The following is an 18,655-nucleotide window of genomic DNA, read 5'->3' as shown; positions in this document are numbered from 1 at the left end:
TCCGGGACGGCCGACTGCCGGCGCGGCTCATGTCGTCGCGGTTGCGCGCCGATGACCGGGGTAGGCGCCCGCGCGACCTCGCGAGCGTGACGCACGAGCGGATCAGGCAGGGAGCGGTTGTGACCGAGACGGAACTCGACGCGTTCGCCGAACTCCTCGACGGGCCCGTGTACGTGGTCACCGTCGCGGCCGGGGGCGAGCGGTCCGGCTGCCTGGTGGGCTTCGCCTCGCAGTGTTCGATCCGGCCACCGCGGTTCACGGTGTGGCTCTCCAAGGTCAACCACACCTATCGCGTCGCCCGTGGCGCCTCGCACCTCGCCGTGCACGTACTCGACCGCGACCGGCGCTCGGTGGCCGAGCTGTTCGGCGGCGAGACGGGCGACGAGGTGGACAAGTTCGCCCGGATCGACTGGCGACCGAGCGCCGACGGCAGCCCCCTGTTGGCCGACGCCCGCGCCTGGTTCGTCGGCCGGATCGAGACACGGATCGACGGAGGCGACCACGAGGGCTTCCTCCTCGCCCCCACCGAGGTCTCCCCCCCACCGCGCACCGCTCCCGCCCTGCTGCGCTACAGCGACGTCAAGCGGATCGACCCCGGACACCCTGCCTGACTCGGGCGGCGGCGCCGGTTCGTGGACGCCTTCGACCTGGTCGTGGTCGGCGGGCCGGGCCCCGACACCCCCTAAGGTGGCGCGATGAGCAGCGCGGGGATGGGCCGACGAAGGGTGTTGGGCGCCGGGGTCGCGGCGCTCGCCGCGACCTTGGGCGGGTGTACGGGCGGCTCCGCTCCGGAGCGGCGGCTGCGGCTGGCCACCGGCCCGGAGGGCGGGCCGTACAACGCGTTCGGCAAGGCCCTGGCACGGGCCGTCGCCGCGAGCGGCCGGGGCCCGCGGCTGGTGCCCGTGACCACCGCGGCGAGCGTGGACAACCTGCGCCGGCTGCACGAGGGCACCGTCGAACTCGCCCTGTCCATGGCGGACGTGGCGGAGGACGCGACCCTGGGACGCGAGTCGTTCACCGGGCCGGTCACCACCATGACGGCCCTGGCCCGCGTCTACGTCAACTACACGCACCTCCTCGTCCCCGCCGACGGCCCCGTGCACGACGTCGGCGACCTCGCGGGCCGTGCCGTGGCCGTCGGCGCGCCCGGCTCGGGCGTCCAGGTGGTGGCGGGCCGGGTCCTACGGGCCGCCGCGCCGGCCGGGAGCGGCGTCGAGGCGCCGGGGGAGCGGGCCCTGGGGCTGGCCGAGTCGGTGGGCGCCCTGCGCGACGGCGCCGTGGACGCGCTCTTCTGGTCCGGTGGCGTCCCCACACCGGCCCTCGCCGAGCTGGCCCGCGAACGCCCGCTGCGATTCCTGCCGTTGGACGCCCGCGTCGACCCGCTCCGGGAGCGATACGGGCCCGTCTACACGGCGGTCACCCTGCCCGCCGGGGTGTACGGGCTGTCCGCGCCCGTCGCCACCATCGGCGTCGGCAACTACCTCCTGGCCCGCGCCGACGTACCGCCGGACATCATCCGCGACCTGCTGCGTGTGGTGTTCGACCAGTGGCGGGACCTGTTGCGCGAGGTCACGGCGGGCGCCCGGCTGGAGCCCCGGTTCGCCATCTCGACCGGGCGGGTTCCCCTGCACCCGGGCGCCGCCGCCCACTACCGCTCGGTGTACGGCTGAAACCCCCGCACGACCGGCAGGCGCAGTTCCACGACCAGCCCGTGCGGCTCGTTCGCGCGCGCCTCCAGCCCGCCCCCGCCGACCCGGGCGATCTCCTCGGCGATGGCCAGCCCGAGGCCGCTGCCGCGCACGTTCTGGTGCTCGGGGGCGCGCGCGAAGCGCCGTAACAGCAGGGGAAGTTGGTCCGGCGCCACGCCGGGCCCGTCGTCCGAGACGCGTACGAGCGCCTCACCGCGGACACCGCGCGACACGCGCACCTCGACGCCGCCGCCGGGCGGCACGAACTTCACCGCGTTGTCGAGGAGGGCGTCCAGGACGCGCCCCACGGCATCCGGGAGCGCGCGCACGACCAGCCGCTCCGGGAGCTCGTCGGCCGTCAACTCCAGCCCCGCGTCCTGGAACACCGGGCCCCAGGCCGCCACCCGCTCCCGAACCGCCCGCGTGACGTCCTGCTCACGCAGTTCCGCCGGGGCCGATTCCACCCGCGCGAGGACGAGCAGCCCGTCGAGCAGCTCCTCCAGGCGCTCCGCCTCGTCCAGGGCGCCGGCGTGCTCGGCCCTGCCGGGCCCGGGGGCGACGTACCGTTCGACGTTCTCCATCCGCAACACCAGCGTGGCCAGCGGGTTGCGGAGCTGGTGGGAGGCATCGGCGACGAAGTCGCGCCGGCGCCCGTCGGATTCGGCCACGGCCTGCGCCATGGCGTTGAAGTGCCTGCGCAGCCGCCGCAGTTCGGGCGGCCCCGAATCGGCGTCCGCACGCGCCCCGAAGCTGCCCGCCGCCAGCCTCTCCACCGCCCGGTCGAGATCGAGCACGGGACGCAGCAGCCAGCGCGCGATCCCCACCGCGACCAGCGCGGCCGCCGCGAACGCGGCGAACGCGGCGACGGAGAGCAACCCCCAGCGCAGCGTCACGTCCCGCCGGGCCGCGCTCGTGGGCAGGGTCATCAGCACCGCACCGCTCACCCGCTCGTCCCGGCCCACCGGTTCGGCCACGACGACACTGCGCGGCCCCCAGGGACGGATCGTCGGCAGCCGGTCGGTGGAGCGTCCGGTGAGCGCACGGCCCTGGGCCTCGGCCATGCCGGCCTCGCCTGCCGAGTCGGCGGCGCCGGCCCGCACGAGCGTGTCGCCCGCCGTGTCGACCACGGCCACCGAGGCCCCGTACAACTGCGCGTACCGATCGATCTCGCGGGACAGCTCCGCACGGTCCGCCTCGGTGCGCATCCGCTCGGCCAGATCCGCGAACCGCACGGCCTCCGAGCGCCGTTGCAGCAGCAGGTGCTCCGTCCGTCCGCGCGCGTAGGCGTCGCCCAGCGGCACGCACAAGAGCAGGGTCGCGGTACCCATGAGGACCAGCAGCACGGTGAGGAGCCTGCGCCTCACCGCGTGCGGCCCGCCTCGCCGGGCCCCACGCCGTCCGTGCCGTCCGCGCCGTGCGCACCGTCCGCGCCGTCCGTGCCGTCGCCCGGCGCCGCCGGGCGGCCCAGCCGATAGCCGAAGCCACGCACCGTACGCACGAGCCCGGGGCGGCCGGTCTTGGCGCGGATGCCCGCCACGTGGACGTCCAGGGAGCGGGAGCTGCCGAGGAAGGCGTCCCCCCAGATCCGGTCGAGGATCTCCTCCCGGGAGTGCGCCTCGTCCGGGCGGGCGGCCAGGAAGGCCAGGACGTCGAACTCGCGCCGCGTGAGTCGTACTTCGCAGCCGGCCACGGTCACCGTACGACCCGCCGGGTCCACCTCGACGTCCCCGCTGCGTACGGTCCGCCGCCGGCCGTCCCCGGCGCCGGCGTCCGGACCACCGTCGCCGCCCGGACCGCCGGAGCGCCGGGCGGTGCGACGGCGTACGGTGTCGACGCGGGCCATCAACTCGGCCATCCGGAACGGTTTGACGACGTAGTCGTCGGCGCCCGCCCGCAGCCCCTGCACGATGTCGCGCTCCTCGCACCGCGCGGTCACCACGATCAGCGGCGCGTCACAGACGGTGCGCAGCCGCCGCAGCAATTGCAGTCCGTCCAGGTCGGGCAGGCCGAGGTCCAGCAGGACGAACTCGGCTTCCCGCAGGTGCAGCAGGGCGTCCAGGGCCCGGCCGACCCGGCGTACGGTGTGTCCCCGCTGGGCGAGGGCGGTGCCGAGGGCCTGGGCCATTCGGTCGTCGTCCTCGACGAGCAGCGCGTGCACAGCCGGTCCTCCTCGCGCCCTTGGTGCCCCGGTGCGGCAGCTTACGCCGGCACCGGGGCTCCGGTGGCGCCGTCAGCGGGCCGCCTCCACCTGCCGCTCCCGGCCCTCCCCGGGTTCCGTGTCCCCGCCGGCCCGCGCGTCGGCCTCCAGCTCGGCGCGGCTGAGCGCGGCGTTGCGGGTGTCGGGCATGAGCACGTAGGTCACCAGCGAGATCAGCGCACATCCGGACACGTACCAGAAGAACACCTTCTCGTGGCCACTGCTCTTGAACCACAGCGCGACGTACTCCGCCGTGCCCCCGAACAGGGCGTTGGCGATCGCGTAGGGCAGCGCCACGCCGAGCGCCCGCACCCGGGTCGGGAACAGCTCGGCCTTGACCGCCGCGTTGATGGAGGTGTAGCCGGTGACGATGACCAGGGCGAGCAGCGAGAGCCCCAGCGCCGACCAGTACGAGGACGCCGACCCGAGCGCGGTCATGATCGGATACGTCCCTACGGTGCAGCCCACCGCGAACGTGATCAGCAGGGGCCGCCGGCCGATCCGGTCGGACAGCATTCCGGCGAAGGGCTGGAGCACGGCGAAGACGGCCAGCGCGGTGAAGCTGACCAGGGTGGCGGTGGTCTTCGCCATGCCCGCGCTGCCGACCAGGTACTTGGTGAGGTAGGTGGTGTACGTGTAGTACGCCACGGTTCCGCCGAGGGTGAGCGCCATGACGAGCCCCGCCTGACGCCGGTGCTGCCACAGCACCTTGAGCGTGCCGCGCGCGCTGTCGTCGTCGGCGTCCCCCGACGTCTCCTCCTTGAAGGCGTCGGTCTCCTGGAGTCGGCGTCGGATCCAGAAGACCACCACCGCGAACAACGCGCCGAGGAGGAAGGGGATCCGCCAACCCCAGCTCTCCAACTGGTCGGTGGTGAGCGTGTGTTGCATCGTGATCAGGATGCCCAGGCCCAGGAGCTGCCCGCAGGTCATCGACACGTACTGGAACGACGAGCCCAGCCCGCGCCGATCGCGGGCCGACGCCTCGGTGAGGTAGGTGGCGCTGGCGGCGTACTCGCCGCCGATGCTCATCCCCTGGAGCAGACGTGCCAACAGCAGCACCAGGGCGCCGAAGTAGCCGGCCTGCCCGTAGGTCGGGGCGATGGCGATCAGCAGGGCCGCCACGGACATCATGGTGACGGTGAGCGTGAGCGCGCTCTTGCGCCCGTGCCGGTCGGCGGCGCGTCCGAGCACCCACCCGCCGACGGGGCGCATGAGGAAGCCGACGGCGAAGATGCCCGCCGTGTTCATCAGCTGCGTGGTCGGGTTGTCGCCGGGGAAGAAGGAGTCGGCGAAGTAGATCGCGAAGCTGGCGTAGACGAACCAGTCGTACCACTCGACGAGGTTGCCGAGCGACCCGCCGATCAGGGCGAGCCGGCGCTTCTTGCGCTCCTCCTCGGGGACCGGTGGGGCGGGCACGGCGGCGGACGCGGGCATGGCGACTCCGGAGGAAGGTCCCCGGCAGGGGAGGGGGGAGGGCCCCCGACAGTGGGGGAGTGCCCAGAGCATGCGCCCGCCGGCGCCGGCGGACAACGCGCGGCCCGGAGATCTTACGTCGCGTTAAGAAACGGCGCCCTCACGGCAGGCTCGGGATGAACGGCAGGTAGTCGGCGTCGGAGACGGCCGGGATGACGGCGTAACTCGCCTCCGGCAGCTCGTTCCAGATGCCCGGCAGGTCTCCGAGGGGTTCCGAGACGACGATGCGGGTGGAGTCGGAGACGTGGCGCAGGTAGTCGAGCTCCGGATAGAGGTGACGAACCGTTTCCGCCTTGCTGCTGTAGAAGAGGGTGCGGGACTTTCCCTGGCTGGAGTACCGGAAGGCCCACAGGCTCTTCCCGTCGCTGACGGCGACGGTCATCTGGAGCGGTTCGGGCACGCCGTGGACCTTGCCGAGCTGCTCCACGAAGCCGACCATGCGGCCCACCGCGCCCGGCACGTCCTGATCGAGGCCGAAGGTCACCGCGAGGTAGAACATCACCTCCGAGTCCGTGGACCCCTCCATGCAGGGGAAGAGCGCCGGGTCGACCGCCATGCACAGGTCCCGCTGCAACCGGGGGAAGTCCGCGATGGCTCCGTTGTGCATCCACAGCCAGCGGCCGTGACGGAACGGGTGGCAGTTGGTCTGCTGGACCGCCGAGCCCGTGGAGGCGCGGACGTGCGCGAGGAACAGCGGGGAGCGCACGTGCGCCGCCAGCTCCCGCAGGTTCTGGTTGTTCCACGCGGGGCCGACGTCCCGGAACACCGCCGGAGTGCCGTCGCCTTCCGCGCTGTACCAGCCGACACCGAACCCGTCACCGTTGGTGGCCTCCAGGCCCATCCGGGCGCGGAGGCTCTGGTTGATCAAGGAGTGTTCCGGGCGGTAGAGCAGCGTGTCGAGCAGCACGGGGGAGCCGTGGAAGGCCAGCCAGCGGCACATGAGCACCATCTCCTTCATGGCTACGCCATGGCATCTTCGAGGCTAACCCCCCGTCGACCGCCCCGGGCAGGACCGCTCAGTCGACCTGGAGCTCGCCCATGCGGCTCCAGCCGGTCGCGCCCTCGATGGTGGTGCTGACGATCTCGGGCGTACGGGTGACCAGCGGCCGCATGGTCTCCAGCGCGGCGCGGAAGTGCTCGGAGGTGACGTGCGCCTCCGCCGCGTCGTCCTGGAAGGCCTCGACCAGGACGTAGGTGTCCGGCTCCTCCAGGCTGCGGGACCACTCGAACCACAGGTTCCCGGGTTCGGCGCGGGTGGCGCGGGTGAACGGGGCGACCTTCTCGGGCCACTGGTCGACGTATTCCGGCTTGACGGGGAATTTCACCACAATGAAGATCATTCGATCATTGTAGGCACGGGTGGGCCACGGCCGGGTCGGGGTGCCCGGCCGTGGCCCCCGTTCAGGCAAGGGCGGCTCAGACGGCTCAGACCGGGGTGCCGGAGATGCCGCTGAAGCCCGGAGTGCAGGCGGCGGCGAGGTTGGAGGGGGTGAACGGGGTGGTGGAGGTGGTGCAACGGGCCTGGTACAGGACGCCGTCGTGGCCGAGCAGGGTGATGAACAGGTGCCCCGGGTTCTCCTCCGTCACCGCGACACTGGTGTCGAAGACGCACTTGGGGGCACCGGGGACCAGCCCGAGGTTGATCCAGACGCCGGGGTTGCGGCTGTCGTTGAGGAAGGCGTTGCCCTGCCGGTTGGTGGCGGAGCGGAACACCGTCTCGAACAGGGGAGACGCGCCGTAGTCCACCACGGCGGAGCTCACGTCACGGCTCGTCTCGCAACGGTCGCCCTCGGCCTTGTCCGTCGTCGGCGCTTGTTTCTTGGGAGCCGTCGAGGTGTTGGCCGGCGCCTTGGGGTCGGGGCCCGCGTGCGCGGCCGCGGACGGGGCCACGAGCGTCCCGGCGAGCAGGGCGACCGATGCCGCCGCAGCGCCCCGTGCCGCCCAGGCGAACTTCGTCATGTGGTCCTTCTTCCGTCAGCGCGAGCCGGCCGCCCCCGGTGGGCGGGTGGGCCCGCGTCAGCGAATCGAAGCGGTCGCGGTCCGCCGCGCCGGGCCGACACCGGTCGGACACCGGTCGGGCACTGGTCCAAGCCGAGCCGAGCCGGGCAGGTGCCGGCGTTGTCGCCGGAGGCCGCGTCCGCTTCCTGTCACGGCCGAACGTCGCACGTCCCGAGCCCGCCGTCCGTACACCGGTCCGACAAGTCACCCGCGAGGGGGGCGAGCCTGGCCCCGAATGGCGGCAGGACCTACAGGACCCTCCCGCCGATTGGCCGGGCACCAGACGATCCGCGGCACCCGCGATGTGGGATGGTGGGAGGGATGGACCAGCCTGGTTCCGTCGCTGTGAGGTTTCGCCGACCCGCCGCCTGCCGAGGCGGGCCGGGCATGCGGATCGTGCCCGCGCGGCTTTGAACGCCGGACTGATGCACGGCCCGCGTGGCCGTGCTCCGGATTGCCCGACCGCCGGCCGGGCGACCAGGGCTGCGACCCCGATGTGGGGTAGCCCGATGAAGCCGTACACCGTTCAGGCCCAGCTCTACGGCACGCTCGCCGTGCTCACCTTCTGCCTGGCCAGGCGCCCACCGGCTCGTGGCGGCGCGCCCACCGTCGTCGACGTGCCGGCCGTCCTGCCGCCCCGTACCGACTGCCTCGTACTCGATCTCGACCACGCCGACGGCTCCGGGGCGGAGGGGCTGGTCGTCGTACGGGACTGGGCCCGCGCACGCGCGGTCTTCGTCGCGGTGCTCTACGGCGGCACGCGCGGAGCCGTGCCCTTCTCCCGCCTCCCGTACGGACCCGCCGCGACCGTCGCCGACCCCGGCCCCGGCCACGACGCCGAACCTGACGACCCCGTGGCCGTGGCCGTGGCGCGGCTGCTGATGGTCCGGCGCGAGCTGAGGGAGCGGGCCGACGGCATCCGGCGCGCCCGCCACGGCACCCATCCCTGTTCGGGGCCCTGAGACACCGGCCGGGCGCGGCAACCTCGGGCGGCCCGGGTGAGAGAGGGCTCGCTGCGGGCCGCGTGGCCGAGGCCCAGTACACGCTGGGCGACGGCCCGTGCCGCAGCGCGCTGGCGCCGGCGGCCCCGATACTCGCGGCGGACCTGACGGGCGGGCAGGACGCGCTCCGGTGGCCGGTCTTCGCCGAGCAGGCCGTCGTACTCGGGGTCCGGGCCCTGTTCTCCCTGCCCCTGGGCAGCGCGGGAATCGCCATCGGAACCCTGGACCTGTATCGCGACACCCCTGGACCCCTGTCGGAGCGGGACCAGGCCTTCGCCTTCCCCGCCGCCGACGCGATCACCCTCGCCCTGCTCGCCCTGTACGCGCAGGGGGAGCAGGGCGACGCGCACCCCGGCGGCTGGCTGGACGGCGCCGAGACCGATCACGAGGAGGTCCACCAGGCCACTGGAATGATCATGGTGCATCTCGGGGTCGGCCCCGAGGACGCCTTGGCCCGCTTGAGGGCCCACGCCTGCGTCACGGACAGACCGTGACGCAGGCGGCTCGCGACGTCATCCCGGGAGGGTCAGACTCCATGAGTAGGCCCGCCCGAGGTAGGACCACGGGACGGAAACCGGTGACCGGCCTGACCCGCGAACACCACATCACCGAGGCGTTCGTCAGCCTCACCGACATCACGGCCGACGACGTCGACCCCATGGTCCTGCTCCGGCGGCTGATCGACCACAGCGTCCGCCTCACCGGCATGGACGCGGCGTCGAGACGACCGAGATGTTCCAGGGGCGTCGGCACGCGGCGAACGCCCCACGGCCGCCGCCGAACAGCTCGTCCGGCGCCCGCTGAGCCCGCAAGCCGTCCTGGCGAGCGTCGACCGAGGCGACGACCGATGCGGAAACGCCCCGCCGAGGTCAGCCGGGCGAACGGAACCGGCTCTGCCTGCGCCGGAGGTCGGCCACCGCACCGGCCGGCACGCCGCCACCCCGGGCCGTGCGGGCACCGCGAGCTCGGCCCGCCCGCGTCTGCGCACCGAGACCACGCCGCAGCGCGGCCGTCGCGGCCGGCCGCGTGGACGACGAGCCGCCGTACGGGCGGTCCAGCTCATCGATGAGATCCACCAGCCGCAGCGGCTCGTCCTGCCAGTTGAAGAAGAACAGCGCCACGCCCCGGTCTTCCAGGTACTCGGCCAAGGTGACCAGGGAGCGCAGGCCGCAGACGTCCAGGAACGGAACGCGCTGCATGTCGCACACCACCACGGTGACACCGTCGTCGACCGCGTCGAGGACCTGATCGAAGGCGGTCCCGCCATCGACATCGAGTTCACCGACGGGTGCCAGGTACACGGTCGGACCGTAGTGCCTCACCGTGATACGGAAGGCGGTTTCCATGGCTTCACCTCGCGACATCGAGATGATCCAGCCGGGGCCCCGAAACGCCGGGGAGCATCCCCCTGATTCTCGCCCCACCGACCCCACCCCGGCAAGCGTCCGCCTGCCGCCTTAGGGTGGCCGCGCCATGTCCTTCCCCGCACTGACCTTCCTCGTTCCGGAGAATTCGTGATCGCGTCGGCTCGTCTCGTCACCACCCTCGCGGCACCCCTTCCGTTCTCCGGTGCCGACGACGCCCCTTGCCTGGAGGCTCGGCCCGGCGGGTGGCGGATGCTCCAGCGCGGGGACGAGGAAGTCGTCGTACGGGAGCCGGCCGAGGCCGGCGGCGCGGAGCTACGGTTTCCGGCGCCTTGGCCGCGCCGGTTCGGCACGTACGCGGTGGCGCCGGCCGGCGACCTGGCGGTTTTCGCGGGGGCTCACGCCCTCCGGTCCGTGGACCGCGCCGGTGCGGTGCGGTGGGAAATCAGGCACCGCTGCTGGGCCGGCTGCGCCGGGCACGAGGACTTCGCCGAGTACGGGGGCGAGCGCGACCACCGGTACGGGAGCAGTGGTTCGGTGGGGTTCTCGGCGGACGGTGCCCTCGTGTGGGCTCATGTCCGCGGGCCCCTGGCGACGGATCGGGGCCCCGCCCCGGGCGTCGGCGGGGCCGAGGAGTGGTTGGTCATCGACGCCACCGTCGGCACGGTGCTCGCGCGGGTGGAGACGGGCACGGCGGCCTCCGGCTCGGAGCACGTCCCGCACCCCGACCCGCGTCAGATGGGGCTGAGTGTCGGGGAAGGACAGGACGGCTCTCCGCTCCGGTGGGGTCGCTGGGACGGCCGGGTGCTCACCGTCGACCGCTTCCGGGACGAGGACCTGGTACTCCTGGCGGTGAGCCCGTCCGGTGACCGGCTGCTGACCGTGACGCACGACCAGAACACGCTGGCCGTCCAGCGGGTCGCCGACGGGGCGACGGAAGCCGAACTGCGTGCCGACGTACTGCCCGCGCATCCCGGAGCGGACCCGGACGATGAAGACGCCGAGGTCTTCTTCGACTACCTGGGCGGGCTCATCGACGAGGACACGGCGGTCGTCGGGACCGTCGAAAGCGACGAGGAGTTCGGCGCGGGCCGGCACTGGCTGGTCGACCTGACCGGGACGCGCCCGGCCTGCCGGCTCACCTACCCCGTCCCCGTGTCCGGCCTTCCCCAAGCCCTTGGCGACGGGACCTGGTTCACGGCGTCCCCGACGTGCGGCGTGCTGCACGTCTGGTCCCTGTGAGGGAAGGCTAGGACGGGCCGGCGGGTTCGATGGCCGCGGAGGCGATGCGGCGTCGGACCTGGTCTTCCTGGGCGAGGCGGCGTAGCAGCTCGAAGACCGGGGCGCAGATCGCGAACACGATGACCGCCCGCTCGGCCAGGGCCACCGGATCGTCGAGTCCGGCCGCGCGTTCCAGGTCCAGCCGGGCCACCGACTCGGCGTGCCGCGCGTAGGCGGCGAGCTCGCCCGGGGCGTACCCCGCGTCGAGGCGCCGCAGCTCCTTGAGCGCGGCCGTCAGCCCCTGGACGTGCGGTGAGCTGCCCGGCGCCTGCCAGTCCAGGGTCGTGAGCAGCTCCGCCACCTCGGCGCCGGCGGCCGCGTCGGCCTCGGCCTCCTCCTCGGGGCCCGCGGCGGGCTGGGCCGCGATCGGTACCGGGAGGGAGTAGCTGAGCGCTCCGAGGGCGCCCTCGACGGTGTCGGCCTGGTCGACGGCCCCGAGCACGTCGCGGGTGGCGGCGATCGAGAGGCCGCCGAGCGTGGTCAGCGCCTTGATCAGCCGCAGCCGGTCCGCGTGCTCCTCCCCGTACTCGGCCAGGGTCGCGGCGGTCGCCCGCCCCGCGGGCAACAGGCCTTGCCGCCGGAAGTACTTGATGCTGGCGACCGGCACGCCGGTCCGCCGGCTGAGTTCCGAGATCTTCATACGGCTTCCCTGATGGTCGCGCGTCCCGGTAACCGTCATCGGCGATTGGACACCACAACAAGATACTGCCACTATCCAGTAGCTGGATACCTTCAGTATCCAACTACTCGAACGCTGCCGCACCGGAGAGTCGATGCCTCATCCCACGCCCCCCTCCGTGCTCCGCCGACCCAAGCTGTGGATCGTGACGGGACTCATCGCCGCCGTGGTGTCGATCCTGTTCGCCCTGCTCTACGTCGGCGGAAACGTCAATCCGAAGGGCAACCTGCGCGATCTGCCCGTGGCTCTGGTCAACGGCGACAGCGGCGCCGACGTGGGCGGTCGCCGCGTCAACCTGGGCGAGCAGGTCGTCGAGGGCGTCCGCAAGGCCGCCGAGGGCGACAAGAGCATCGATTGGCAGGTCGTCAGTCGTGAGGAGGCCGACAAGCGGCTGGGCAAGGGCAAGGTCTTCGGCGCGCTGGTCATCCCCAAGGAATTCACCGCCACGGTGAACGCGCTCACCGCCGCGCCGCCCGCCGGGCAGCCCGCGGCGCAGGGCAAGGCCGCCGCGCCGACCCTGACCGTGCTGACCAACCAGGCCGCCGGCAGCATCGGCTCCTCCATGTCCTCCCAGGCCGCGCAGAAGGCCGCCCACGCGGCCTCCGCTCAGATCGGCCAGGACCTCCTGAAGCGGGCCGGCGCGCAGCAGACCCCGCTCCCGGCGGCCGCGCAGCTGAAACTGGCCGACCCGGTGACCGTGACCGTCGCCGACGGCCACCCCGTCGGCTCCCGCAGTGCCATGGGCCTGAGCGCCTTCTACTACGCGCTGGTCCTGGTCGTCTGCGGTCTGCTCGGCGCCAACCTCGTCAACTCCCAGGTCGACACCGCGCTCGGCTACCTGCACGCCGACTACGGCCCCGTCCGCAAGCGCGAGCCCGTCCAGCACACCAGCCGCGTCCGCACCCTGGCCATCGGCATCGGCCTCATGCTCGGCCTGTCCCTGGTCATGGGCACCCTGGTCGAGGTCGCCACCGTCGGCATCCTCGACATGGACGCCGACCACCTCGGCCTCCTGTGGCTCTACTCGGTCGCCACCATCGCCGTCGTCGGCATCGGCGGCCTGGCCCTCTTCGCCGCCTTCGGCACGCCCGGCATGCTGGTGGCCACCATCGTCTTCATCGCGATGGCCGTCCCCTCCTCCGGCGCCACCGTGCCCCTCCAGGCACTGCCCGAGTTCTTCCGGGCCCTCGCGGAGTTCGAGCCGCTGCGCCAGATCACCGAGGGCATGCGCTCCCTGCTCTACTACGGAGCCCAGGCCGACGCGGGCCTGGCCCGCGCCTGGGTGTCGCTGGGCGTCGCGCTGCCGGCCGCCCTGCTCTTCGGCTTCACGGTCGCCCGGATCTACGACCGCCGGGGCATGCACCGCATCCCGCACCCCGACGGCGAGCCGAAGCCGAAGCCGGAGGCGGAGACCGAGTCGGTCGCATCCGACGAGGCGGCCGAGACCGCCGCACCCGCCACGGGCTGACACGGCCTGACAGGCACGGCCGCACGGACCGCCGTCCCGCCCCTTCACAGGGCGATGGGGACGGCGGTCCGGGTTGGCCATCCCGTGCCCTCTCCGACGCCGATCCCTGGCGCGGGCTGGAGGCCTTCCTGCCCCGCACCGTCGAGGCGCAGGTCACCGACGCCTCCCTGGCCCCGGTAGCCGCGGCCGCCGCCGACGCCCTGCCGCGCACCACGGAGCTCAAGAAGCGCTGTGGTCGACGGACGCCAGGCTCCTCGACCGGGCACGCGAGGCCGGGGCGGTCCGCCCGGACCCGGCCTCGGGCGGCCTCGTCCCGCTCATGTGCGGCCTCGCGTACGCCGTGCAGGCCCACGGCGGCGCTCCCGCCGACCGGATCGACACCGCGCACCGCTACCTGGCGACGCTGCTCGGCGGTCTGCGGGACACACCACCGCACGCGTGACGCGCCCCGCGCGCCCGCCCACCTCACCGAGACCCCAGCCCCGGCCCCGGGTCATGCGGGGTGCTCGGCGCACAGGCACCCGACCCCGGGCTCGATCCACTCCCGACCGCCCCACTCCGGATGCCGCTCGACCAGCAGTGCCCGTACCTCGGCGACGATCTCGGCCTCGCCCATCGCCGCGTCGCGCCGCCGCCAGGTCTCGTCGCGCAACTCGCGCAGGTAGTCGCGTACGTCGGTCAGGACCCGCGGGCCGCCGATCTCGCCGTGGCCGGGGACCACCACCCGGGGGCGGCCGGCGGCCAGTCGGTCGATCACGTCCAGCCATCGCACGCCGGACACGTCCGTGTCGTGCGGCGGGAACCACGGGAAGATGGCGAACTGCCCGGTCTCGGCCAGATCACCCGTGAACAGCACGCCGGCGTCCGGTACCTCGACCACCTGGTCGCCTTTCGTGTGGCCACGGCCGGTGGGCCGCAGCCGTACGGTCCGGCCGCCGAGGTCCAGGTCGTACCCGCCGTCGTAGACCACGTCCGGGGTGGGCACCCGTACGCCGTCGAGGCGGCGGGCGATCGAGCCGCCGAAGCCGCGGAACATCTCCAGGTAGCCCGGCCCCTTCGCCCTCAGGTCGTCCGCCTGCGCGCGGTTGACCAGGTAGGTGGCTTCGCCGGCGAACACGTGGGCGCCGAAGGCGTGCTCGGGGTGGAAGTGCGTCGTGGTCACGTACACCCGGCGGCCCCTCGCCAACTCGGTCGCGACGCCGAGGACCTGCTCGGCGTTGGCGGTGCCCATGCCGGTTTCCACGACGAGAACGGCCCGAGTGCCGCCCATGACGCCGATGTTGGGTACCAGTGCGACCCCTTGGTTCGGGATCACCAGCAGGTCGTGGGCGATGTCGCGGGCGCCGGAAATCCGCACGGCGGGGTCGGGGATCCGGTCGGGAGTCAGGTCTGCTGTCCCCTCGGGAACCTGTTCGTCGGTCATGCTCCGATTGCACCGGCCGCACACCACCGCCGTCCAAGACCGATCCGGTGGGGTCGATACCGTCCGGGTATCGTCGCCGGTCATGGAGCTGCGAACCCTCCGCTACTTCGTGGCCGTCGCCGAGGAACGCCACGTCGGCCGGGCCGCCGCCCGTCTGCACATGAGCCAGCCACCCCTGAGCCGGGCGATCAAGCGGCTGGAGACCGACCTCGGCGTCGTCCTGCTGCACCGCTCCGCCGTCGGCGTCACCCTCACCCCGGCCGGTGAGGCGCTGCTGGACGAGGCGCGCGGCCTGCTGGACCGCGTCGAACGGGCCCGCGTCCGTGTGGCGGTGGCGGCCGGGGCCGCGACCCTCACCGTGGGTATCCTCGGCGACACCTCCGACTCGGGCGCCACGCGACTGGCCGCCGCGTACCGCCGGCGGCACCCGGACGTCGAGGTCCGCGTCCGCGAGACCGACCTGACGGATCCGACCTGCGGGTTGCGCGCCGGACTGGTCGACGTCGCCCTGACGCGCGCCCCGTTCGACGAGACCGGGCTCACGGTGCGCGAACTGCGCGCAGACCCGGTGGGCGTCGTGCTGCGCGCCGACGACCGCCTGGCCCGCCGCGACCACGTGAGGCCGGCCGACCTGGCCGATCGACCCTGGTTCCGGTTCCCGGCCGGCACGGACCCGATCTGGCAGTCGTACTGGCACGGCGGCCGAGCGCGCGAGGGACCCGTGGTCCGCGCCGTCCAGGAATGCCTGCAGGCCGTGCTCTGGAACGGCACCGTCGGGATGGCCCCGCTCGGGCATCGGCCCCCCGAGGGCCTTGCGGTGGTACCGGTGATCGGCATGGCGCCGAGCCGCGTCGTGGTGGCGTGGAAGGCGGGGGACGCGAACCCGCTCGTCCGGTCGTTCGCCCGGATCGCGACGACCGCCTACCGCGACTGCTCGTGCTGAGCGGCTGACCGGGCGGTGGCGGACAACTCCCGTGCGGCCACCGTCCGGAAGTCGTTCGGCGGGCGGCCGGTGAGGCGTCGGACGGTGTCGGTGGTGCGGTCCTCGGTGCCCTCGGAGATGGCACGGTCCATGGCGGCCAGCATCGTGGCGAACTCCAGGGGGATCACCGCGGCGAGACGGTCGCGCAGGGCGTCGGGGGTGAGGTGGTGGTGGACCACGGGGCGGCCGGTGACGTCGGTGAGGAGCGCGGCGATGTCGTCGTGGCTCAGCGCCCGCGGTCCCGTCAGGATCAGGTCGGTTCGGGGCGCGGGGTCGTCGGTGAGGGCCCGTACGGCGACGGCGGCGATGTCGTCGGCGTCGACGAACCCGACCCGGCCCTGGCCGGCCGCGGTCCGGATGACGCCTTCGGTGCGAATGCCGTCGGCGTGGGCGTGCGCGCCGGTGAAGTTCTGCATGAACCAGGACGGCCGCAGCACCGCCCACTCGTCGAACAGGTCGGGCAGCGCCCGGTGCACCACACCCACCGCCGGGCCGCCCTCGGGGATGGCCGAGGAACTGAGCAGTACGGCCCGGCGTACGCCGCCGGCGCGGGCCTGCCGGAGGAAGGGCAGCATGACGGCGGCCGGGTCCGGGTCACCGACGGGCGGGACGAGGTAGACGCGGTCGACTCCGGCGAGGGCGCCGGCGTGGCCGGCGGGGTCGTACCAGTCGAAGCGGACCGGCTCGGCGCCCGGGAGGGCGGTGCCCCGCCGGCTGCCGGCCTTCACGCGCCGACCGGCGGCGACCAGTCGGGCGGTGGTGCGGCTGCCGGTGGTGCCGGTGGCGCCGATGACGAGGGTGGTGCCGGCGGTGCCTGTGGTGTCGGTGGCGTTCATCGGGCGCTGCTCCTCGTGGCATCCGGGGTGAAGTCCAGGCCGGGCTCGTGGAGGGCCAGGGGGTTCCAGTGGTCGCGGTAGGAGGTGAACCGTCCGTCGCGTACGGTCACGACGGCGATGTAGACCATGTCGAAGGGGCCGCCGGTCGCGACCACGCGCCCCACCCCGCGCATTTCCACCACGAGGGTCGCCGGGTCGGTGGTCTGGTGGATCGTCAGGTCGGGGAAGTCGTGCAGGTCGATGTGGTCGGGATAGTCGCGCATGTAGGCGGCGACGGCCTCCCGTCCTTCCAGCCGTCCGGGCCGGCCCGGGGGAGCGAAGGGGAACTCCATCACGCCGTGCTCGTCCCACAGGGCGACCCATGAGGCGATGTCCTTGTCGAGGAGCAGGCGCAGGCTGTGGCGGTAGAGGTCCGCCGCCGGTGAGGTGGTCGTGGGCATGGGGATCTCCGTCCCGTAGGATGCGGACCAGCGGTCCGCTTCTCCCGGACGAAGATACGGACCGCCGGTCCGGATTGCAACAGGAGGAGTGGGTCCATGCCCGAGGAACGCAAGCCGCGCAAGGACGCCGTCCGCAACCGGGCGGCCGTGTTCGCCGCCGCGGACGCCCTCTTCACCCGGTGCGCGAGCCCCGAGGAAGTGACGATGGCCGACATCGCGGCGGAGGCCGGCGTCGGCAAGGCGACGCTCTTCCGGGCCTTCGGCGATCGGACCGGGCTGATCCGCGCGCTGTACGAGGCGCGGCTCGAACCGCTCAGGGAAGCGATCGAACAGGGCCCCCCGCCCCTGGGGCCCACGGCCGCCCCGCTGGAACGCCTACCGGCCCTGCTCGACGCGGTCCTGTGCTTCAAGCTCGACAACCGCCACCTCGCGCTGGCGCTGGAGGCCACGGGTGCGGGCAGCAGCCCGTACGGCACGGAACACTACGAGCGCTGGCACACCCTGCTCCGCGACCTCCTACGGCGCATCCCAGGCCTGGCGGACGAAGCCGACTTCACCGCCCACGCCCTCCTCGCCGCCACCCGAGCCGACCTGGTCGGCTACCTGACGGGCGAGCGGTCCACCCCCCGCGCATCGCTACGGGCCCACCTGGCGGCGTACACCACCACCCTGCTCGGCGGCCGCGACCACGAGGCCTGACCGGTGCGTCCTCGTCGTGGCGTGGCGTGGCGTGGCGCGTCAGGCGTCGAAGCGGGTGCGGGCGGCCTCTATGTGGCCGATGTAGCGGTGGGTCCAGTCGCACATGCCGTCGACCGTGGCGCGGAGGGCCTGGCCCGGCTCCGTCAGGGTGTATTCGACCTTCGGCGGCACGGTGGGGTGCACCTTGCGTGCGGCCAGGCCGTTGCGTTCCAGCATGCGGAGGTTCTGGGTGAGCATCTTGTGGCTGATGCCCTCGACCTCGTCGCGCAGCTCGCTGAAGCGCAGGGTGCGCTCGCCCAGGGCCTCGATGATGAGGAGCGCCCACTTGTTGGCGACGTCGGAGAAGATCTCCCGTCCCAGGGAGTCCGCACGCCTCAGGTCCGCTTCGTCGATCGCGTCGCTGATCTGCTTGGTTCCCATGAGGTTCCCCAGTCACCGAAAAGTGCGTTCTTCCGTGTCAACGACCACTCTCCTACGGTTCCCGAGTAACCACAAGTGACCGAGAGCGGCCCCCTGCGGGCGCTCAGGACAAGGAGACAGGCGCATGGCCATCACCTTCGTGAACCCCGACGGATTGCCCGAGATCCCCGTCTACCGGCAGGTGTCGATCGCGACCGGATCGAAGCTGGTCTTCATCGCCGGGCAGGTCGCCTGGGGCGCCGACGGCGTCACGGTCGGTGAGGGGGACCTCGCCGCGCAGGTCGAGCAGTGCTACGTCAACATCGCCACCGCCCTGGCCGGCGCCGGCGGCTCCTTCGACGACGTGGCGAAACTGACGGTCTACGTCGTCGACTGGACCCCCGACAAGATGCCCCTGCTCCTGGAGGGCATCGACAGGGCGGCCGCGAAGCTCGGCGTCACCCCCGTCCCGCCGGCCACACTGCTGGGCGTCGCGGCCCTCGACGTCCCCGAGCACCTGATCGAGATCGAGGCCACGGCGGTCATCGACTGAACCGACCATAGAGCCACGGGGCCAAAGGCGCCCGCCGCCTCCTACGCGGGGCTTGTTCCGCGCGTATCACCGTAGGGAGGGATGGCCGTTTCGAGCGACCGCGGCCGCCGCCCCCGGCACGATCTGCTGACCGCTCGCGCGCGCCTCGGCACGGTCCGTCGCTTCGCGCATGGT

At 73.0% G+C, this 18,655-nt stretch carries 22 protein-coding genes; 10 read left to right on the top strand and 12 right to left on the bottom strand.

The annotated features are described in order from the left end of the window. Window positions 1-119 precede the first annotated feature (119 nt). Window positions 120-611: a flavin reductase family protein gene (locus M4D82_RS02410; RefSeq protein WP_249764414.1), complete on the top strand. Its 492-nt coding sequence runs from the start codon at window positions 120-122 to the stop codon at window positions 609-611. A gap of 84 nt (window positions 612-695) precedes the next feature. After that, window positions 696-1,670: a TAXI family TRAP transporter solute-binding subunit gene (locus tag M4D82_RS02405; RefSeq protein ID WP_249764413.1), complete on the top strand. Its 975-nt coding sequence runs from the start codon at window positions 696-698 to the stop codon at window positions 1,668-1,670. On the opposite strand, the gene M4D82_RS02400 is transcribed toward M4D82_RS02405, so the two are convergent. From M4D82_RS02400 to M4D82_RS02375, 6 genes are all read right to left on the bottom strand, one after another. Continuing rightward, window positions 1,649-3,052, bottom strand: coding sequence for a HAMP domain-containing sensor histidine kinase (locus M4D82_RS02400; protein ID WP_249764412.1), 1,404 nt, complete (start codon window positions 3,050-3,052; stop codon window positions 1,649-1,651). The two genes, M4D82_RS02405 and M4D82_RS02400, sit on opposite strands and share 22 nt — an antisense overlap. Further along, on the bottom strand, window positions 3,049-3,846 hold the full coding sequence (locus tag M4D82_RS02395) for a response regulator transcription factor (RefSeq protein WP_249764411.1): 798 nt from the start codon (window positions 3,844-3,846) through the stop codon (window positions 3,049-3,051). Before M4D82_RS02395 ends, M4D82_RS02400 begins: the two co-directional genes overlap by 4 nt. 72 nt (window positions 3,847-3,918) lie before the next feature. After that, on the bottom strand, window positions 3,919-5,319 hold the full coding sequence (locus M4D82_RS02390; protein WP_249764410.1) for an MFS transporter: 1,401 nt from the start codon (window positions 5,317-5,319) through the stop codon (window positions 3,919-3,921). Window positions 5,320-5,458: 139 nt separating this feature from the next. After that, on the bottom strand, window positions 5,459-6,298 hold the full coding sequence (locus tag M4D82_RS02385) for a class II glutamine amidotransferase (protein WP_249771385.1): 840 nt from the start codon (window positions 6,296-6,298) through the stop codon (window positions 5,459-5,461). Between the two features lie 76 nt (window positions 6,299-6,374). After that, window positions 6,375-6,698, bottom strand: coding sequence for a putative quinol monooxygenase (locus M4D82_RS02380; protein ID WP_249764409.1), 324 nt, complete (start codon window positions 6,696-6,698; stop codon window positions 6,375-6,377). Window positions 6,699-6,783: 85 nt separating this feature from the next. Continuing rightward, entirely contained in the window at window positions 6,784-7,317 is a 534-nt protein-coding gene (locus M4D82_RS02375; RefSeq protein ID WP_249764408.1) for a hypothetical protein, read from the bottom strand. 548 nt (window positions 7,318-7,865) lie between these two features. Here M4D82_RS02375 and M4D82_RS02370 point away from each other — a divergent pair. Continuing rightward, window positions 7,866-8,318, top strand: a complete 453-nt coding sequence (locus M4D82_RS02370) for a hypothetical protein (protein ID WP_249764407.1) — start codon at window positions 7,866-7,868, stop codon at window positions 8,316-8,318. Between the two features lie 62 nt (window positions 8,319-8,380). Further along, complete coding sequence (locus tag M4D82_RS02365; RefSeq protein ID WP_249764406.1) at window positions 8,381-8,851, top strand: ANTAR domain-containing protein; 471 nt, start codon at window positions 8,381-8,383, stop codon at window positions 8,849-8,851. A gap of 375 nt (window positions 8,852-9,226) precedes the next feature. Here the strand turns inward: M4D82_RS02365 and M4D82_RS02360 are convergent, their stop codons facing one another. Beyond that, window positions 9,227-9,703 carry an STAS domain-containing protein gene (locus tag M4D82_RS02360; protein ID WP_349637035.1) on the bottom strand — a complete coding sequence of 159 codons (477 nt, stop codon included), beginning with the start codon at window positions 9,701-9,703 and terminating at the stop codon, window positions 9,227-9,229. A 168-nt stretch (window positions 9,704-9,871) separates the two neighbouring features. Here M4D82_RS02360 and M4D82_RS02355 point away from each other — a divergent pair, with 168 nt between their 5' ends. Further along, the gene (locus M4D82_RS02355; RefSeq protein ID WP_249764404.1) at window positions 9,872-10,963 is read left to right on the top strand and encodes a hypothetical protein; all 1,092 of its coding nucleotides are present in this window, start codon (window positions 9,872-9,874) and stop codon (window positions 10,961-10,963) included. Between the two features lie 7 nt (window positions 10,964-10,970). Here M4D82_RS02355 and M4D82_RS02350 read toward each other — a convergent pair whose 3' ends face one another. Further along, a complete protein-coding gene (locus M4D82_RS02350; protein ID WP_249764403.1) occupies window positions 10,971-11,642 on the bottom strand; it encodes a MerR family transcriptional regulator in 672 nt (223 codons plus the stop codon). A gap of 133 nt (window positions 11,643-11,775) precedes the next feature. Between M4D82_RS02350 and M4D82_RS02345 the strand changes: the two genes are divergently transcribed. Then, window positions 11,776-13,149 carry a DUF3533 domain-containing protein gene (locus tag M4D82_RS02345; RefSeq protein WP_249764402.1) on the top strand — a complete coding sequence of 458 codons (1,374 nt, stop codon included), beginning with the start codon at window positions 11,776-11,778 and terminating at the stop codon, window positions 13,147-13,149. A 73-nt stretch (window positions 13,150-13,222) separates the two neighbouring features. Next, window positions 13,223-13,591: an SbtR family transcriptional regulator gene (locus M4D82_RS34235; RefSeq protein ID WP_349637034.1), complete on the top strand. Its 369-nt coding sequence runs from the start codon at window positions 13,223-13,225 to the stop codon at window positions 13,589-13,591. A gap of 51 nt (window positions 13,592-13,642) precedes the next feature. Here M4D82_RS34235 and M4D82_RS02340 read toward each other — a convergent pair whose 3' ends face one another. Beyond that, a complete protein-coding gene (locus M4D82_RS02340) occupies window positions 13,643-14,572 on the bottom strand; it encodes an MBL fold metallo-hydrolase (RefSeq protein WP_249764401.1) in 930 nt (309 codons plus the stop codon). An 82-nt stretch (window positions 14,573-14,654) separates the two neighbouring features. Here M4D82_RS02340 and M4D82_RS02335 point away from each other — a divergent pair, with 82 nt between their 5' ends. Continuing rightward, on the top strand, window positions 14,655-15,515 hold the full coding sequence (locus M4D82_RS02335; protein ID WP_249764400.1) for a LysR family transcriptional regulator: 861 nt from the start codon (window positions 14,655-14,657) through the stop codon (window positions 15,513-15,515). Here M4D82_RS02335 and M4D82_RS02330 read toward each other — a convergent pair. Then, on the bottom strand, window positions 15,494-16,390 hold the full coding sequence (locus M4D82_RS02330) for an NmrA family NAD(P)-binding protein (protein ID WP_249764399.1): 897 nt from the start codon (window positions 16,388-16,390) through the stop codon (window positions 15,494-15,496). The two genes, M4D82_RS02335 and M4D82_RS02330, sit on opposite strands and share 22 nt — an antisense overlap. Further along, window positions 16,387-16,830 carry a nuclear transport factor 2 family protein gene (locus tag M4D82_RS02325; protein ID WP_249764398.1) on the bottom strand — a complete coding sequence of 148 codons (444 nt, stop codon included), beginning with the start codon at window positions 16,828-16,830 and terminating at the stop codon, window positions 16,387-16,389. Before M4D82_RS02325 ends, M4D82_RS02330 begins: the two co-directional genes overlap by 4 nt. 96 nt (window positions 16,831-16,926) lie before the next feature. On the opposite strand from M4D82_RS02325, the gene M4D82_RS02320 reads away from it, so the two are divergent. Further along, window positions 16,927-17,529 carry a TetR/AcrR family transcriptional regulator gene (locus M4D82_RS02320; protein WP_249764397.1) on the top strand — a complete coding sequence of 201 codons (603 nt, stop codon included), beginning with the start codon at window positions 16,927-16,929 and terminating at the stop codon, window positions 17,527-17,529. A 39-nt stretch (window positions 17,530-17,568) separates the two neighbouring features. On the opposite strand, the gene M4D82_RS02315 is transcribed toward M4D82_RS02320, so the two are convergent. Then, the gene (locus M4D82_RS02315; RefSeq protein ID WP_249764396.1) at window positions 17,569-17,949 is read right to left on the bottom strand and encodes a winged helix-turn-helix transcriptional regulator; all 381 of its coding nucleotides are present in this window, start codon (window positions 17,947-17,949) and stop codon (window positions 17,569-17,571) included. 124 nt (window positions 17,950-18,073) lie between these two features. On the opposite strand from M4D82_RS02315, the gene M4D82_RS02310 reads away from it, so the two are divergent. Then, complete coding sequence (locus M4D82_RS02310) at window positions 18,074-18,481, top strand: RidA family protein (RefSeq protein WP_249764395.1); 408 nt, start codon at window positions 18,074-18,076, stop codon at window positions 18,479-18,481. The last annotated feature ends 174 nt before the right edge of the window (window positions 18,482-18,655 follow it).

This window comes from Streptomyces sp. RerS4 (genome assembly GCF_023515955.1).
Taxonomy (GTDB): domain Bacteria; phylum Actinomycetota; class Actinomycetes; order Streptomycetales; family Streptomycetaceae; genus Streptomyces.
This window is presented reverse-complemented; position numbering and strand designations above follow the sequence as displayed.

What these genes read in the sequence shown, in the direction of transcription:
- M4D82_RS02390 (WP_249764410.1), bottom strand. Translation starts at nt 5,319, where the DNA reads ATGCCCGCGTCCGCCGCCGTGCCCGCCCCACCGGTCCCCGAGGAGGAG.
- M4D82_RS02405 (WP_249764413.1), top strand. Translation starts at nt 696, where the DNA reads ATGAGCAGCGCGGGGATGGGCCGACGAAGGGTGTTGGGCGCCGGGGTC.
- M4D82_RS02360 (WP_349637035.1), bottom strand. Translation starts at nt 9,703, where the DNA reads ATGGAAACCGCCTTCCGTATCACGGTGAGGCACTACGGTCCGACCGTG.
- M4D82_RS02380 (WP_249764409.1), bottom strand. Translation starts at nt 6,698, where the DNA reads ATGATCTTCATTGTGGTGAAATTCCCCGTCAAGCCGGAATACGTCGAC.
- M4D82_RS02385 (WP_249771385.1), bottom strand. Translation starts at nt 6,298, where the DNA reads ATGTGCCGCTGGCTGGCCTTCCACGGCTCCCCCGTGCTGCTCGACACG.
- M4D82_RS02345 (WP_249764402.1), top strand. Translation starts at nt 11,776, where the DNA reads ATGCCTCATCCCACGCCCCCCTCCGTGCTCCGCCGACCCAAGCTGTGG.
- M4D82_RS02335 (WP_249764400.1), top strand. Translation starts at nt 14,655, where the DNA reads ATGGAGCTGCGAACCCTCCGCTACTTCGTGGCCGTCGCCGAGGAACGC.
- M4D82_RS02340 (WP_249764401.1), bottom strand. Translation starts at nt 14,572, where the DNA reads ATGACCGACGAACAGGTTCCCGAGGGGACAGCAGACCTGACTCCCGAC.
- M4D82_RS02315 (WP_249764396.1), bottom strand. Translation starts at nt 17,949, where the DNA reads ATGGGAACCAAGCAGATCAGCGACGCGATCGACGAAGCGGACCTGAGG.
- M4D82_RS02330 (WP_249764399.1), bottom strand. Translation starts at nt 16,390, where the DNA reads ATGAACGCCACCGACACCACAGGCACCGCCGGCACCACCCTCGTCATC.
- M4D82_RS02310 (WP_249764395.1), top strand. Translation starts at nt 18,074, where the DNA reads ATGGCCATCACCTTCGTGAACCCCGACGGATTGCCCGAGATCCCCGTC.
- M4D82_RS02375 (WP_249764408.1), bottom strand. Translation starts at nt 7,317, where the DNA reads ATGACGAAGTTCGCCTGGGCGGCACGGGGCGCTGCGGCGGCATCGGTC.
- M4D82_RS02370 (WP_249764407.1), top strand. Translation starts at nt 7,866, where the DNA reads ATGAAGCCGTACACCGTTCAGGCCCAGCTCTACGGCACGCTCGCCGTG.
- M4D82_RS02350 (WP_249764403.1), bottom strand. Translation starts at nt 11,642, where the DNA reads ATGAAGATCTCGGAACTCAGCCGGCGGACCGGCGTGCCGGTCGCCAGC.
- M4D82_RS02325 (WP_249764398.1), bottom strand. Translation starts at nt 16,830, where the DNA reads ATGCCCACGACCACCTCACCGGCGGCGGACCTCTACCGCCACAGCCTG.
- M4D82_RS02320 (WP_249764397.1), top strand. Translation starts at nt 16,927, where the DNA reads ATGCCCGAGGAACGCAAGCCGCGCAAGGACGCCGTCCGCAACCGGGCG.